The organism is Syntrophotalea acetylenivorans, from assembly GCF_001887775.1.
Classification (GTDB): Bacteria; Desulfobacterota; Desulfuromonadia; order Desulfuromonadales; family Syntrophotaleaceae; genus Syntrophotalea_A; species Syntrophotalea_A acetylenivorans.
In genome coordinates, this window is sequence record NZ_CP015519.1 from 1,741,615 (window position 1) to 1,757,318 (window position 15,704).

The 15,704-nt window shown below is 51.9% G+C and carries 12 protein-coding genes; 3 read left to right on the forward strand and 9 right to left on the reverse strand.

Annotated elements, in window-relative coordinates; genetic code table 11:
- Positions 1–246: 246 nt before the first annotated feature.
- Positions 247–1,209, forward strand: coding sequence for an FtsH protease activity modulator HflK (gene hflK, locus A7E78_RS08005; RefSeq protein ID WP_235606719.1), 963 nt, complete (start codon positions 247–249; stop codon positions 1,207–1,209).
- Entirely contained in the window at positions 1,206–2,141 is a 936-nt protein-coding gene (gene hflC / locus A7E78_RS08010) for a protease modulator HflC (protein WP_072283732.1), read from the forward strand. Before hflK ends, hflC begins: the two co-directional genes overlap by 4 nt.
- Positions 2,142–2,251: 110 nt before the next feature.
- Here hflC and A7E78_RS08015 read toward each other — a convergent pair whose 3' ends face one another.
- Entirely contained in the window at positions 2,252–3,190 is a 939-nt protein-coding gene (locus A7E78_RS08015; protein ID WP_083552880.1) for an OmpA family protein, read from the reverse strand.
- Between the two features lie 19 nt (positions 3,191–3,209).
- On the reverse strand, positions 3,210–3,587 hold the full coding sequence (locus A7E78_RS08020) for a DUF4398 domain-containing protein (RefSeq protein ID WP_158516087.1): 378 nt from the start codon (positions 3,585–3,587) through the stop codon (positions 3,210–3,212).
- A 488-nt stretch (positions 3,588–4,075) separates the two neighbouring features.
- Here A7E78_RS08020 and A7E78_RS15040 point away from each other — a divergent pair, with 488 nt between their 5' ends.
- On the forward strand, positions 4,076–4,213 hold the full coding sequence (locus tag A7E78_RS15040) for a hypothetical protein (protein WP_158516088.1): 138 nt from the start codon (positions 4,076–4,078) through the stop codon (positions 4,211–4,213).
- 79 nt (positions 4,214–4,292) lie between these two features.
- Here A7E78_RS15040 and A7E78_RS08025 read toward each other — a convergent pair whose 3' ends face one another.
- From A7E78_RS08025 to A7E78_RS08055, 7 genes are all read right to left on the reverse strand, one after another.
- Entirely contained in the window at positions 4,293–5,198 is a 906-nt protein-coding gene (locus A7E78_RS08025) for a pyridoxamine 5'-phosphate oxidase family protein (protein WP_072283734.1), read from the reverse strand.
- A 274-nt stretch (positions 5,199–5,472) separates the two neighbouring features.
- Positions 5,473–7,074, reverse strand: a complete 1,602-nt coding sequence (locus tag A7E78_RS08030) for a putative bifunctional diguanylate cyclase/phosphodiesterase (RefSeq protein WP_072283735.1) — start codon at positions 7,072–7,074, stop codon at positions 5,473–5,475.
- 198 nt (positions 7,075–7,272) lie between these two features.
- The gene (locus tag A7E78_RS08035; protein WP_072283736.1) at positions 7,273–9,381 is read right to left on the reverse strand and encodes a methyl-accepting chemotaxis protein; all 2,109 of its coding nucleotides are present in this window, start codon (positions 9,379–9,381) and stop codon (positions 7,273–7,275) included.
- 83 nt (positions 9,382–9,464) lie between these two features.
- Complete coding sequence (locus A7E78_RS08040; protein WP_072283737.1) at positions 9,465–9,947, reverse strand: chemotaxis protein CheW; 483 nt, start codon at positions 9,945–9,947, stop codon at positions 9,465–9,467.
- Between the two features lie 36 nt (positions 9,948–9,983).
- Positions 9,984–10,361 carry a response regulator transcription factor gene (locus tag A7E78_RS08045; protein ID WP_072283738.1) on the reverse strand — a complete coding sequence of 126 codons (378 nt, stop codon included), beginning with the start codon at positions 10,359–10,361 and terminating at the stop codon, positions 9,984–9,986.
- A 294-nt stretch (positions 10,362–10,655) separates the two neighbouring features.
- Entirely contained in the window at positions 10,656–12,080 is a 1,425-nt protein-coding gene (locus A7E78_RS08050; protein ID WP_072283739.1) for a sigma-54-dependent transcriptional regulator, read from the reverse strand.
- Positions 12,077–15,253 carry a PAS domain S-box protein gene (locus tag A7E78_RS08055; RefSeq protein ID WP_072283740.1) on the reverse strand — a complete coding sequence of 1,059 codons (3,177 nt, stop codon included), beginning with the start codon at positions 15,251–15,253 and terminating at the stop codon, positions 12,077–12,079. Before A7E78_RS08055 ends, A7E78_RS08050 begins: the two co-directional genes overlap by 4 nt.
- Between the last annotated feature and the right edge of the window lie 451 nt (positions 15,254–15,704).

Genomic DNA, 15,704 nt, shown 5'->3' on the forward strand with positions numbered 1-15,704 from the left:
TGGATGTTTATCACTCACGGCTCGCCTCCTCCATGCCATAACAGTTTGTTTATAGAGTAATCGTAGCACAATTCCCGATCTGCTTCCAATGTTCGGACCAATAAGAATATTCGTCAATAAACGGCTTTCCATGTGCTATAGTTACAATTTTAGTGATCCATCTACATACATTTATTGCAAGGGAGGCGCAATGCAATACCATCAGGGGGACGCACCCCCAAATCCATCGACCGTCAGGTTGCCGAGTTGGCCGACCGGCTAAAAAAAGGTGGTGGAGGCAAGATTATCGCCATTGGCATAACTCTGCTGTTGATTTTCGCTGCCACCAGTAGTTTTTACAAAGTGGATACCGAAGAGACCGGCGTGCTGCTTCGTTTCGGTCGCTTCAACAACTTTGCCGAACCGGGCCTGCATATAAAAGTCCCCTTCGGTATCGACCGAGTCTACAAAGCCAAGACCGGCCGCGTCGAAAAAGAAGAGTTCGGTTTTCGCACCGTCAAGGCCGGGGTTCGCACCACCTATACCAAACGGGCTTTGGAAGGCGAATCGTTGACCCTGACCGGCGACCTCAACGTCAGCGACGTGGAGTGGATCGTTCAGTATCAGATTGCCGACCCTTTTAAGTTTTTATTCCGCATTCGCGATCCCCTGGCTACCATCCGCGACATTGCCGAAGCTGTGGCCCGAAAAGTGGTAGGCAACTCCAACGTCACTGAAGTATTAACTATCGAGCGTGCGAATCTGGCGTCGGCCATCGAACATGACCTGCAGCAGATTCTCAACAGCTACGACATCGGCGTGCGTATCGTCACCGTTAAATTTCAGGACGTCAACCCACCAGGCCCGGTTAAGGCGGCTTTCAACGAGGTCAATGAAGCCGAGCAACAAAAGGAAACCCTTATCTTCCAGGCCCGCGAACAGTTTAATCGCGAAGTCCCCAAAGCCCGCGGTGTCGCCCGTCGAACCATCCAGGAAGCCGAAGGCTACGCTGTCGAACGAATTAACAAGGCCCGCGGTGAAACCAGTCGCTACCTGGCTCTGCTCAAAGAATACCGCAAGGCGCCGGCAGTCACCCGCCAGCGCATTTACCTCGAAACCCTGGAGCAGGTTCTTCCGAACCTGGCCGAAATCTACATCATGGACGGCAAAGGCACCAGCGCCCTGCCACTGCTGCCATTACGCGCCCAGGGGCAAGGAGGTAAACAATGAAACGCTTTCTACCGATAATCATCATCGTCCTGTTGTTCCTGGGATTCACTCAAAATCCGCTGTTCGTCGTCAGCGAGGGAGAACAGGCCCTGGTCACCGAATTCGGCAAACCCGTCGGCGGCGTCCTCAGTCCGGGTCTGCACTTTCGTATCCCCTTTATCCAGACCGTGCACCGTTTCGAAACCCGCATTCTCAAATGGGACGGAGACCCCGAGCAAATCACGACCAAGGATAAGCGCTTCATCTTCCTCGACACCACAGCCCGCTGGCGTATCTCCGACCCGCTGTTGTTCTTCAAAACCGTCGCCACCGAACGAGGTGCTCAAGGCCGCCTCGACGATATTATCGACTCGGTGGTGCGCGACGCCGTCTCCGGCCACCTGCTCGTGGAACTGGTTCGGGGCAACGACTACCAGGCTCCCGGCGGAGACGCCGCTGAAGAAATCCAAATCGAGGGTGTGACGATCGCGCCTGAGCAACTGATAGGCCGCGAGCAGATTCTTGCCAACCTGCTGGAAAAAGCCCGAGCCAGCACCCCGGAATACGGCATTGAGCTCATCGATGTACAGATCAAACGCATCAACTACATTGAGCAAGTCCGGCAACGGGTCTACGAACGGATGGTCTCGGAGCGGAAAAAGGTCGCCGCCCAGTTCCGCTCGGAAGGCGAGGGGGAAAAGGCCGACATCCTCGGTCAGATGGAGAAAGAGCTCAAGGGCATCACCTCCGAGGCCTATCGTAAATCGGTAGAAATCCGCGGCAAGGCCGACGCCGAAGCCGCCGCCATCTACGCCGCCGCCTACGGCAGCGACAAAGAGTTCTACGCCTTTTTGCGCAGCCTCGAAGCCTATCGCAAGGCCGACGGCAAAAACGCCAAGTTGGTTCTGTCCACCGACAGCGACTTCTATCGTTTTCTGCAAAAGATGAAATAATCAAAGAAAACAGCTTGGCCATCGAAAGACGAATAAGGGGCGCTGGCATATGCCAGCGCCCCTTATTTATAGCTATTCTCAATTTGCAGTATGATGAACCCTTTTATCCCTTATTTCGTGCGCGCAGGAATGACTCCTGCCTCGTCGGAAATTATTATTTCGACCCTGCGGTTCATCTGGCGACCGGCGGCTGTCACATTGGTTGCAACCGGGAATTCCTCACCATAGCCTTTGAACTCAATGCGGACAGATTCAGTGCCCCTGTCGAGCAGAGCCTGGCGCACCGCGAGCGCGCGCCTTTCAGACAACCCCTGGTTATATTCTGCAGCGCCGGTGCTATCGGTGAATCCTTCGATCATGATCCGCCGCGCAGGATACTCGTCAAGAAATGCTGCCAGTTTCTCGATGGTCAAAATTCCGCCAGGTTTCAATTCTGCCTTATTGACGTCAAACAGCACGTCTCCAAGGGTCATAACCAAGCCACGGTCCGCCTTAACGGCCTGCAATTGGGCAATTTCCGACTCCAGTTTGGCGGCCTTTTCCTGTGCCGCAATTGCCTCGGCCAATGCCTTTTCGGCAGCAGCTTTCTGCATCTCGGCCTCCTGCAACGCTTTCAAGGCCGCGGCCTTTTCCTTAGCGGCCTGTTGCTGGGCAAGGGCCGTTTCGGCACCGCGGGCCTCCAGCAAAACCTTGTTGCGCTCGGCGCTGGCCTGGGCTATGACCGCTTCAGCCATTTTCTGATTGCCAATCTCCTGAGCAATGGCGCTGCGTTGTTTTGCGAGATAGGCCAGGTGTTCAATCTCGGCAACCGTACCTTGCTGCTGCAGCACCTGGTCGGCCATGTCCAACGCCGTCTGCGCTTTTTTTAGTTCCAGCGAAGCATTCCGTACCACAGCCGGATTTGATTGGGCGGCCTGGAAAGCAGTTCTGGCTTCTTCCAGAGCAGCATTACTGGTCATTTTTGGCGCACATCCCGCCAACACCACAGCCGCCATCGTTAGACCGGATAAGCCTAGAGTGACCTTATACATTAAATTTCTGCTGAACATGATCGCCTCCTGACTATGGTTATTGGGCTTGCTTGCGATTAATTTCGTCACGCAGCATATCGATGCTTTTCTGCAGTTCGGCCACTGCTTGTTGCGACTTTGCCGTAGCAGACTTCGCCTCCGCCAATTTGGCATCGACTTCCGCCTCCTGCAATAGACGTTTTGCGGTCACATTATCTTTAGACTGCATGGCCTGCTTAGCCTGATTAATTTTGTCTTGTGCCGCCTTCAACTCCACAGGAGCGTATTCATAAGCACCCGCAGCCGTTGCCTCCTCCACAGCCTCGGTTGCCAACGCCATCTGGCTATCTGGCGGTTGCACAGCAGGAGCGCAGGACGATAAAATAAGCAGGCTCAAACCTAACAATGGGGCTTTTTGCTTCAGACCGGTCTTCATTGATCGCTCCTCCATAAAATGGATTGTTATGAACTTTAAACCCGTGACTTAAATTATATCCACTATTTTTATGGTGTGGGAGCAAGGCTGAATTTTTCTACCAGATGAACAGAAAAGGTTATACAAAATACTCCTATGACCTTACGCCCGTCGATGATAATTTGCAGCAAGACCAACAACATATACGTCAAGTTGGCGACGGTCACCGCCGCGCCTGACAGGGAGGATGTAGCGGTGGAAAAAACTTCTCTAACAACCGGACCGAGCCAGCGAGTTCACCATACCGTTCAAGGTACAGAGAATTTGTTTCGCGCAACAGCGCAACGAAAACCCAACATATTATTTCCCTCGCTTGAGATTAGCCAATGGAGTTCTGATCTTAAATACGCCGGGTGCTAAAACAGGCATATCGGGACGCAACGATGCACCCCAACATCAGTAGAAGAAGGCGACGGTCAACGACGATCCCACCTTCTATTAAGACAACGATGTCGTTACAAATCCATCTTATTCAGGAGGTGACCGAACTGCCCATACCGTTTGCTGAAAAGTGCGTCGTTCTGCAACGCTCCGACGGCGCCCGCTGTCAACAGGAAAACAAACTTGTGGCACGTTATCTCGGCTGATTGACCGGTAAATGACCAACAAAAAGTCCCTGCGAATTTCCCCGAGGCACAGCTCCGGAGACTCTCCCTTCATTCTCGCTCAACAGAACCACGGATTATCCGGCGAATAGCCAGTGAATCGGCCCCGCAGAGGGGTGGCGTGCCGGGCCTCTATGACTGAGTGGATCTTGAATTCCACCAGCCGCTCGGCGCCGGGAATGGCAGCGGCGCGCTCTGGATCCGAGATGATCGTTGCGGTGCCGGACAGTTGCAGGATGTCTCCCTGATCGAAATCGATGAACAGCAATCCGGCCTGGGGATTCTCTCTGAGATTGCCGAGAGTATTGAACATACCGTTGCCGTTGTATTCGGGCCAGAGCAGGGCCTGCTCGTCGGTAGCCTGTACAAACCCGGGGAAACCACCGCGGTGGGAGACATCGGCACCGCTCTGGGGGTGGAAACTCGCTATAAAGAAGGTATCCACCTGGCTCACTTGCTGAATAATCTCATCATTTAGAGAGGTCATCTGACGGACCGTAGCCGCAGCCGGAGCATCCTGCCTCAACTCGCATTCCCGCGCCTGGATGTAGCGAGGACAATTGGCGTAGACCTGCCGCGTATGCACGGCGAAACCTCCTTTTCTCATCCTTACAGTGCCGTTGATCCGCAAGCGACGCCGGGTAACGAAGTCGATCAGCAACAAACCGACCTCGCTGTTATCGTAAAGATTCTGCTGCAATGGATCGCTTGACTTCGGCAAAGCCTCAACGCGTAGAGTCTGTTCGTCTTCTACCGCCATGAACCCCGCCGGGCCGCACAATAGAGAAGCCCACACCTGGCCCTGGTCACCGACCGAAGCCAATACCAGCAAAGATTGGCTGTGGATAAAGTCTACATACCGATGAGAGATGACGGGCAGTACGGTGCGCTCCATACTGGCCGCTAGCTTGCGGGCCCCGGCCTGCTTCTGAATATCGATCTCACCGCGATGGTAGACAGTAGTCATGGGCTGCCCCTCATCTGTCTTTCTTGATCTGCAAAACTTTTGCATCCTGTACAAGTTTACAACATTGAAAACCTTGGGACAAACCGCCGCCAATATTCTCAGCAAGCGGCACTCCCCCTGAAGGCCAACTCCCGCATGCTCCTTACCCGTAACCTGGATCAAACCGCCTACAATAATCTGTGCACCGAATAGGTCAAAAAGTACCGCCCGGCGAGACGTCCGGTGTGTTTTCCCCTCTGTACCTAAAACAGATTGAGCTTAGATCCCAACCGGACTAAGCAAAAGCCCCAATCCGTCGGCCAATGGGGGGATCGTAAAATCCGAGGATGTCACTGGGGCAACAATCTTGTTGATGTTCTGCGCTGGACATCAGATATGCGGTAAAAGCTTTTGCGCTAAGAGGCCGGTTGAAAAAATATCCTTGAAGATCAGTGCAGCCGTTGCCGGCCAAAAAGGTTGCCTGCTCCTCGGTCTCCACCCCCTCGGCAATAACACTCAGTTTAAGTTGTTTGGCCATGGAGATGATCGCCTGTACAATTGCTGTACTATCGGGGCAGCGTTCGAGATCCTGGACAAAAGAGCGATCTATCTTCAGGCTGTCGATGGGTAACTTTTTCAGATAGCTTAGAGATGAATAGCCCGTGCCGAAATCATCGACGGAGATTTTCACTCCCATATTCCGCAATTGGTTGAGTTTCTCCGTCGCTTCCCGGATATCGAGCATAAGGATATTTTCGGTAACTTCCATTTCCAGCCAGCAAGGGTCAAGCTTCGACTCCCGGAGCATTCGATAGACCATTACCTCAAAATTTGGATTGAACAGTTGTCGCGGGGAGAGGTTTATCGCTACCCGGAAGGGTTCAACCCCCGCATCCTGCCATTGTCTGACCTGGGTGCAAACTTCTCGGATAACCCACTCGCCAATCGATTCGATCATGCCCGTCGCTTCGGCAATTGGAATAAATTCGGCGGGAGAAACATTTCCTAATTCAGCGTTGTTCCAACGCAGCAAAGCCTCGCAACCGATCATTTGATTGGAAATGCACTCATGCATCAGGCCGGACCTGTCGACATCATTGCGGCAGGACATCCTGTACTGGGGCTGGTAATGGAGGGAAAATTCATTTTTCTCCAAAGCCTTGCGCAACAAGTTCTCCAGTTGAAGCTGGCGTGATGCTTTCGCATGCAACGCATCACAGAAAAACCGGGAGGTGTTTCGACCCGCTTCTTTGGCCTTGTTCATTGCCGCATCGGCATTTTTTAACAGGCTCACGGCATCGTCCCCCCCCTGGGGATAACGGGTTATACCGATGCTGATGGTCAAAAACACCTCCTGCCCTTCGATACAAAAGGGCTCCCGCAAGGCGGCCATCATACTTGCCACGATGGTCTCGATCTCTTTATCCCCTGTGACCTTTGGCAGAAGCAGGAAAAAGCGGTCGCCGCCTTTGCGTGAAAGGATACTGTCGGAGTCCAGCACCGCACCGATTCTCTCGGCAAATAAGCTGAGCAAGCGATCACCGGCCTCGTGGCCAAAGGCATAATTCACGTTGCGAAAACGATCGATATCGAAGAACAGAACCGCAAAGGAATGCCTCGAATCTTTGGCACGTTCCAAAATGACGGCAAGCTGTTCATTGAACAATCTCCAACTGGGGAGATTAGTTAATGGATCATAAAAAATGATCTGTCGGAGCCTCTCGACGATCTTCTTGTAGGCCAACACTTGTTGGCCAAGGGGGATAGCCCCCTGCACCAGATCGCAAACATCCGAGTTCAGCAGAGCCTCTCGAGGAATTTTAGCTTCTCCCGCTGCGCCAGCATCGTTAATCCACCCTGTTACTTTACAAGGGGTTGCCTTAATATCTCGGTTCATAACCTTTTCCGTTTCGCCAAAAGCATTGTTGTCTGCCCCTTAGGTAACCGCACGCTTTAAAGAGTATTGTCGCCTCTTTTAAAGGGTCTTTAAAGGCAAGTCCTGAATTGCAGAAGGACACTTTAGAAACCGTCGATATTCGTTTTTGCGTTTTTGCAATGCGGGCCGTCTGCTATGACGGCCCGCCAATTCATGGTTTCAATATCTTCCAAATTCCGAGCTATCCAATGCAATCATTTCGCTGGGATCTGCGGGCTGGGGCAGCATTGTTCTGGCCGCGATCGCCATGGGGACTTGCGGTTCGTTACTCTGCCAGGCAGCGCCCCCCTTCGGTGTCGGCAAAGCCGAAGCTGTATTAGCTTGGGCCAGTTTAAAACGACCCAGCATACCCCGCATCTGTTCAGCCTGAGCGGAAAGCTCTTCCGCTGCGGCGGCGCTCTCTTCAGCGTTTGCCGTGTTCTGCTGGGTCACTTGATCGATTTGACCGAGGCCCTGATTGATTTGACCAATGCCTTCGGACTGCTCGTTGGAGGCTGCGGCTATCTCACCGACCAAATCCGTAACCTTGGAGATTTCATTTACGATCCCTTGCAGGGATGCGGCAGTTTCATCGGCTACTGCTGCACCATCCTTAGCCTTCGCCACTGAACCATCGATCAACTCTTCTGTTTCCTTAGCAGCTTGAGCACTGCGGGCGGCCAGGTTACGCACCTCTTCCGCCACTACGGCAAAGCCCTTGCCGTGCTGGCCGGCCCGGGCCGCTTCCACTGCCGCATTGAGAGCCAATAGGTTGGTCTGGAAGGCAATTTCATCGATGACCCTGATAATCTTCGATATATTCTGCCCCGCCTGATTGATGTCTGCCATAGCACTGACCATGCCCTGCATCTGCTGGTTGCCCTGCTCGGCGACATTTTTGGCACTGCCAACCAACTGATTAGCCTGGGCTGCATTCTCTGCATTGAGTCTCGTTTGGGAGGCCAACTCTGTCATGGATGCGGCAATCTCCTCCAGTGAAGCGGCGGATTCCGTAGCTCCCTGAGAAAGACTCTGGCTTGAATCGGAGACCTGTACCGAACCGGACGCAATCTGTTCACCGGACAGTTGAATCTGGCCGATCAGTGCCGCCAAGTTGGCCACCATCCCTTTCAAAGCCCTGCCCAGATGGTCCTGTTCAGAAGCAACTGGAACCTCCACTGTAAGGTCGCCGCCGGCAATAGCCTCGGCCACCTGCGCCTTTTGGTGCAAGCCTTCGGCCATGGAATCCAGGGCCGACGCCAGCTGGCCGATCTCATCGTTGCGCTTCAGGTTCAAGCGCTTAGACAGATCGCCAGCGCGGACGGTTTCTGCAAATTCAACCCCGCTTTTCAGACTCCTGACGATGGGATTAACAACCAGCACGATCACCAGGGTGGCTATTGAGATAACAAGCACAGCAATCAGAATGTTTTCGTTGCGGATTTCCCTGGCCGAGGCAAAGATGTCGTTTGTCGATGCTCCAACGCCGACTGTCCACCCAGTTAAATTGTCGGTACTAAAAGCGACGAGCTTTTCCATATCGTTGAAGGTATAGGTAAGAAGCCCGGTTTTCATCTCGGCTATTTTTTTACCCCAATCTAAATCCTGAAAGTTTGTTACCAGAATCGCATTTTTATCCGGATGAGCCGCTACCAGGCCATTGCGTGCCATCAAATAAGCGTACCCTTCCTGGCCGACCTTCACCGGGTCGATTACCCGGCTGGAAAAGCTGGTAAGATCCACGGCGCCATACAAAACCCCCAGAACCTTGCCAGCTTGCGCAATCGGCAAAGCCAGAACACAAATCGGTTTGCCAGTGACTTTGCTGGCCAAGACATCGGATATTGCAGACCGGCCGGATAGCGCCTTTTTAAAATAATCCCGATCCGCCACATTCACCTGACCAACGAGGCTTGAATCCGAAGCTGCCACCGTCTGTCCGCTGGCATCGGCCAGGGCAAGAAATTCGTAGTAACTGTATTTTTGTGCAAAGTCTCGCATTCCTTTGCCAGAAACCTGTGAAGCATCAATGTTATTGCTTGTGACGGCAGCGACAAAGGAAGACTCATTGGCCACCCTCAAGGCCTCGATATCGACTTGCAGGTCCCCTATCCATGCCTCAATCTGGTTGCTGATACTTGCCGCAATTTGTACGATCTGACCGGTCATGGCATCCTGAATGGCGCTTTTTGACGACCGATAAGAAAGTACCGTAGCTACTAACATCCCAACGGCAATTACGGTCAGAGTCGGCAACAGAAAACGTCCACGCAATTTCATTTTGAACATGGCCTTACCCTCCTGTTAGATGTTTCTTGTTCTTTTCGGACAAATTATTTCAAGCCAGACACAGTTGCTGACAAACGGTAAATCTAACAATTGAATAGTGGTTTAACATCCAGCAACACCTTGACACTGTCGCCAACCTTTCCAAGACCGCAGACATAGCTCTCTGGGCCGCCCCCATTGGCAGCGGCTGGCGGTTCTACTTGCTCGGCTGGGATTTCCAGCACTTCGTTGACCCGGTCGACAATTAATCCCGTGATCCGCCCTTCAACATCGGTCACGATCACACAGGTTCGATCATCATAGGCTTCTTCCCCTAATCCGAAGCGAATCCGACCATCCATCAAAGGAATGATCTTGCCGCGCAGATTGATCACCCCTTTCATAAACGGAGGTTGATTGGGAACCGCTGTGATTTTCTGCAGACCCACGATTTCCACTACATGGCAAATCGCGATGCCGTAATCTTCACTCCCCAGCCTGAAGGTCAGGTAGCGTCCTTCCTGACTGTCCTCCATCCCATCCAGTGCAGCGCTGTCTTCTACCGCGAGATTACTCCGGTTCTCCATAACCTTCACTCCCCCTAAATACAGATTTCAAACAATCTAAATTCGACCGAATATTTTTTTTGTTTCAACAGTAATATTGGTTGTATTGCAGAAATATATGTTTTCTGTTCGGTACAGGTTGTCGAAAGAGTCCGACTCGGACGGTAAGCAAGGGTCTCTTTCAGCGATGAGTATTTTTACTTGTTGTGGAATCTTTCTTAAGAAATCAAAACCTTTTTGCGTGATACGTGAAAGCTCGGTACCTGAAAGCACCAACATGTCGAAATTGCGAATGAAATACCGGTAAATGTCATTTAAGTTGATGGCCTCTTCCATACTTCTGACCAGACTCACTTCAAAACCTGCCAACTGCAACACAAAGGATATATTTTCATTTAAGGTATCTGTGCTTCCTACCAACAAAATTCTTTCCATTGGCAATCTCCGTTTTACAAACGTAAGGTAAACGAACAACCACAGCCGCCCGGTCATGCATATACTTAGCAAGCCAGATGCCAACAACATAAAAACACGTAAGATGCTGATTTATATTGATTTTTAACCGATCAATTCGACTTTAAACCGCGAAACCCCCGCAACCAAAGTTGCGGGGGTTTCGTAGCAAACTACCGAAAAGCAGCAAAAAGCCTGGGGCACAAAGCAGTGCAGCCTAAGTTGCCTGCGCAACTCTGGTTGCACCCTTTTCAAGAGGGGGAGAAAAAGGGAAAGTCAGCTGGTGAGTTTTTTCAGACGTTTGCTCAAAGCCTGACGGGTGATACCAAGTAGCCCTGCGGCAATAGTTTGGTTCCCCTGGGCACGTTTCATCGCTTCGGCGACCAACATCTCAGCATTCTCGGCAAGGGTCGGCAACCGTTCCGAAAAGAGGACCCCGGCAGCGGCTTCCTGGCCCGAATTGGCAGGGCTTACTTGGCCATTTTCCGGCCGGGCCTCACTCAACACCCGTTTAAAAGAATCCATCGACAGAACACCCGACTCATGGAGAGAAATGGCATCATAAACCATGGCTCGCAGTTCCCTAACATTACCCGGGAAGTGGTAAGTCGCCAAAAGGACCGGTAACTCACTCGGTGGAGTCGGTTTTTTCTTGCTCATCGCCTGGGCGGCTTCTTCAAAAAAATGGTCAAGCAGCAGGGGAAGGTCTTCCCGTCGCTCTTGCAAGGACGGAACATGAACATGGTGGGCGCAGAGCCGGTAATAAAGGTCTTTACGGAAATGCCCTTTAGCCTGACTTGCCGCAAGATCGACATTGGTAGCTACCACAATACGAGCCCGCAGTTTCTGTGGATAATCACTGCCAAGAGGGTAATATTCCCCCTCCTGCAACAGACGCAGCAACTTCACCTGTGAGGCTGCGCTCAGATCACCGATTTCGTCCAGAAACAAAGTGCCCGAGCCTGCCTTGGCGATCATTCCGCCGCGGGTTTGCTCAGCTCCGGTAAATGCCCCCTTGGCGTGTCCGAACAGGGTATCGGAAAAGACATTGTCATCCAAGCCGGCGACATTCACCGCAACCCAGGGTTCGTCTGCGCCACGCAATTCATGAACAGCCCTTGCGACCAGCTCCTTGCCAACACCGCTTTCTCCCGTTACCAACAGTGGTTCAGGACTGTGAGCCACGGCCTCCAGATACTGGAAAAGGGCTTGCATCCGCCTGTTGCGAGTGACAATACCGGCAAAAGCCCCAGGATTATCCAGACGGTCTTGCAAGACGCGCTCTTTCAGGCGAACATTCTCCTGCTGCAAGCGCTGGTATTCGAGGGTACGCTCTATACTGGCAATCAGCCGCTCGGTATCATCGGATTTGATAAAATAATCCCGCGCCCCGTTCCGCATACAACGCACCGCAGTCTCAATCTGATTAACACCGCTGACCACAATGACCGGAATCTCCGGATAATCCCTGACAATCATCGACAGCAACTCTTCACCTGAGAGATGCGGCATGGTCAAATCGAGCAGTATCATGCTGACTTGAACCGACGCCAGAAGCTCCATGACTTCACGGCTGTCTTCGCACCTGAGAACATTGTTTATTCCCGCATCCTTTTTCAGCGTCAGCGAAAGGCTACGTAGCCAGGCGGCTTCATCATCCACCGAGAGCAATGGGATATTCGGAAATTTGGGGGAACTCATAAAACTTCTCCTTCGTCAAGAGCTGGCAGGGCTAGCCGCACAGTCGTTCCCTGGCCCGGCAAAGAGAAAAAATCGAGTTTTCCGCCATGTTCTCTGACAATACGGGCAGAAACCGAAAGGCCAAGACCGGTGCCACCATTCTGACGTTTGGTCGTGAAAAACGGTTCTGCGATATGGGGCAACACCTTCGGGTCGATACCCTTACCCTCGTCGCGCACTTCGAGAATGCAGCTTCGAAGAGCTTCATCGAAATAGGTGCTCACAAAAATGTTGCCTTTTTTATCGCCGAATGACTGGCAGGCGTTGACGACCAAATTAATGGTCACCTGCTCCAACTGCTGAAAGATACCCTTGACCCTGGGCAAGTCAGCCCCATGGCATACTTCAAAACCAGGGGCGAATTTTTTGAGGGTACTGCCGGTGAGCCGAACTGCCATTTCCACAACTTCATTCAGATCCACCGGGCTAAAAAATGGCGTTGATTCCGACTGTACAAACCGCTTCAAGTCCTTGACAATGCCGTTGATACGCTTGCTGCTATCCTGCATGTCAGTAAGCATCTGCGGAATTTCTGTGTCCATTTCAGAGGCATCCAGTCCTGCGAGGCTCTCGATTCCTTGCTTCTGCAGAAAGTTAGACAATTCCGGCAAAGCCTCCGTGAAAAAATCCGCCAGGATCTTTGAATTGAGCAGCAACACGCCGTTGGGATTATTAATTTCATGAGCCACTCCGGCCGCCAACTCTCCTAACGAGGCCAGGCGTGCGGACCGTTCCGCTTCGTCCCGCAGTTTTACTTTTTCGGTAATGTCGACGGCCATTTTAATAACATTCTCCACCTCTCCCATGGCATTTTTCAGGGGGAAAGCCTTCACTCCCCAAATTTTCCCGTCAGGGTAGGCAAGCGGCTGTTCCTCGGCCTTGCCACTCTCGAAGCATCTTGCTACCGGACAATCGGGACAGGTTTCCGCCTGGCCAGTCCAGAGGCTGCAGCAAGACTCACCCGGCAGTGCTTTGACATGCACCCCTAGATGGCGAGCAGCACCCTCATTGCCCCAGACAATGTTCATGTCTGGGGTCAACAGAAAAATTGCATCGGGAATACCGTCCAGCAAGGCCTGGAATTGGCGGAACAGCCTTTTGTACTTCTGCTGACTCTCCAGCAAGCCCTGCTCGGCCCGCTTTGACTCTAACAATCGCACCAACCCCTGGCCCAACAAATTGAGTTGCCGGACATCGGCATCGTCGTATTTACCTGCCTTATTGCCCACGCCGATAATGGCTACTACCTTGTCTTGGTCCAGCAGCGGCACCCCCATAAACCGCTCTATGGAGGTATGCCCCTCTGGGATACCTTTTTTCACCAGTTGCGGGTAGGCATAGTTATTGATAATTATCGGCTTTTTATGGCGTACCACTTCTGCCCAGAGTCCGGCCTTCTCGATCGAATAGCCGGCGGAGGACTTCTCCATGGTGCATTCCTGCAACGCCCCGCGCGTCCAGCCATGCTTAATCAAAGTCCCTGCCGCTTCATTGACAAAGGCAAGGTAACCGATCTTGCTTTTCGTAAGGCTTATTACCGAAGAAACTATAAAATCAATAATATCCTCGACAGAGGACTCCCCCATCTGGTTGAGAGCCACCAGGGCTTCCAGACGCGCCTCGTCTAAACGCAGGTCAGCCTCGGCAGCCTTCCGCTTGGTAATATCCTGAACGATGGAAACAAGGCGATTGATCCGCCCATCGGGCTGCCGTAAGGCCCTTGTCGAAAGCTCCACATGAATTAAAGCGCCGTCCTTACAAACATATCGTTTATCCTGTGTGAAGCGATCGATTTCCCCTGCACAAAGGGCTTCAAATTTTTCGTAAGACTCCGTCAGATCATCGGGATGAGTTACATCGATCCAGCTTTTTCTCTGCAACTCCTCCCGGGAATATTTAATCATTTCGCAAAATCGGTCGTTTACTTCCAGCCATTTGCCAGACGCCGACATCGTGATCATCCCCACCAGGTTAAGATCAAAATAACCGCGAAAATGCGCCTCGGTTTCGCGCAGCGCCTTTTCTGCACGATATCGTGAGTAAACATTCTTCAGCAAAAAGAGGCCACCTAATGCCAGACCAGCCAGAAGAAACAGGACCTTGAGAAACTTCGCTTTAGGAATGGCATAAACGGGCAGGTCCCGCTTGATTATCTGGCTGCCGGCCGGCAGAGCCGAATGCCGGATAGAGAAGCGCCGCAGCTCTTTGTCGTCGAACCTGAACTTGCCAATATCCTGATCCACAATCGGGATAGCATCAGCGCTTTCGCCATTAAGAATGCGTTGAGCCAATTCAGCGGCCAATCTGCCTTGGTCGCTGCCAGAGAGCAACTTACCACCGACAATTCCCTGGCCCAGGAAAAAGTCCCACACCCCATATAGCGGCACCGAACAAAATTGGCGTATCCGCTGACAACTTTCCTCAAAAGACAAAACCCCAAGGTCTTCATCTTCTATGACATCGGTCAGCAAAACCAGTTGCCCTGGGTTTAGTTCGGTGAGACGGTTTTGCAGTTCCCCCCACGGCAAATCGCTCCAGAAACGGAACCGAACCCGACTGTTGAATCGGGAAACAACCTCATCCAGCACCCTTTTTGTGATTTCTCCCGTTAAGTGCCTTGTCCGGTTGATCACTACAATCTCGGTCGTCCCCGCATGCAACCGCATTGCTAATTCAATAGTTTCGGCGAACCCTGGCGACTCTTCAACACCGGTAATGGCCGTCAAACCCTCGATCATGGCAGGCCGAAACTGGTTCACACCGCAGAAGACAATGGGGATATTGGCAAACAGGCCGTTGCGGTGATTCCGTACAAACTGGAAGGCGTGGTCATCGGAAACCAACACAAGGTCGTAGCTTCTGATAGCTAACTTTAGCTCCAGCAACCTGGCAGTCTGTTCAGCGAACGCTTTAATCCCGTAGCGCTTGGCGTCCAGATACTCCACCTGGAGATGGACCGGTGTTTTTGAGATGGAAAATTGCTGATTTATTGCGTTATGGATATCATCCGTCCACTTCAATCCGGAATGATAGGAATGGATCACCAACACTTCTTTGGCGTCGGGAGCCTCTTGGGCAGAGGCATCTTGCCAACCACAACCAAGCAGCAGTAAAAAACCGACCACACAAAGCATTACGGCCTGCTTTACGAATGCGATACGATTTATAAAAATTGTACATTTGCGCTTCATCGGAATTTCACCATAACGAACCGATATTCTGCCCCAGATATCTCCCATTGGTACCAATTGCATAAAAGGAAGACAGCTCAACCGGTTTCAAGTAGAAACAAACAAGGTCGGAGTGAAACCTACCATCGGACAAAGACCTTTGACAACCTAAAACTGCCAGCAAATGGCACACTTAGCTTTAACTAACAACATAATCCAAATTCATTTTCTCGCTAATGACAGCCCAGGGCATCTAGAAGCAATCAATCCATAGTAGAATGAAACCAAGCAGAAGCCTTTGCCTTGCTCAATATCTGTTACGTCTCTATATCAGAACAAAGTAGATGGCACGGGGATCTACTATCGAAGCGAATTTTCGGTAACAAAACCGGGTTTATGATACCTATTTCGTTTT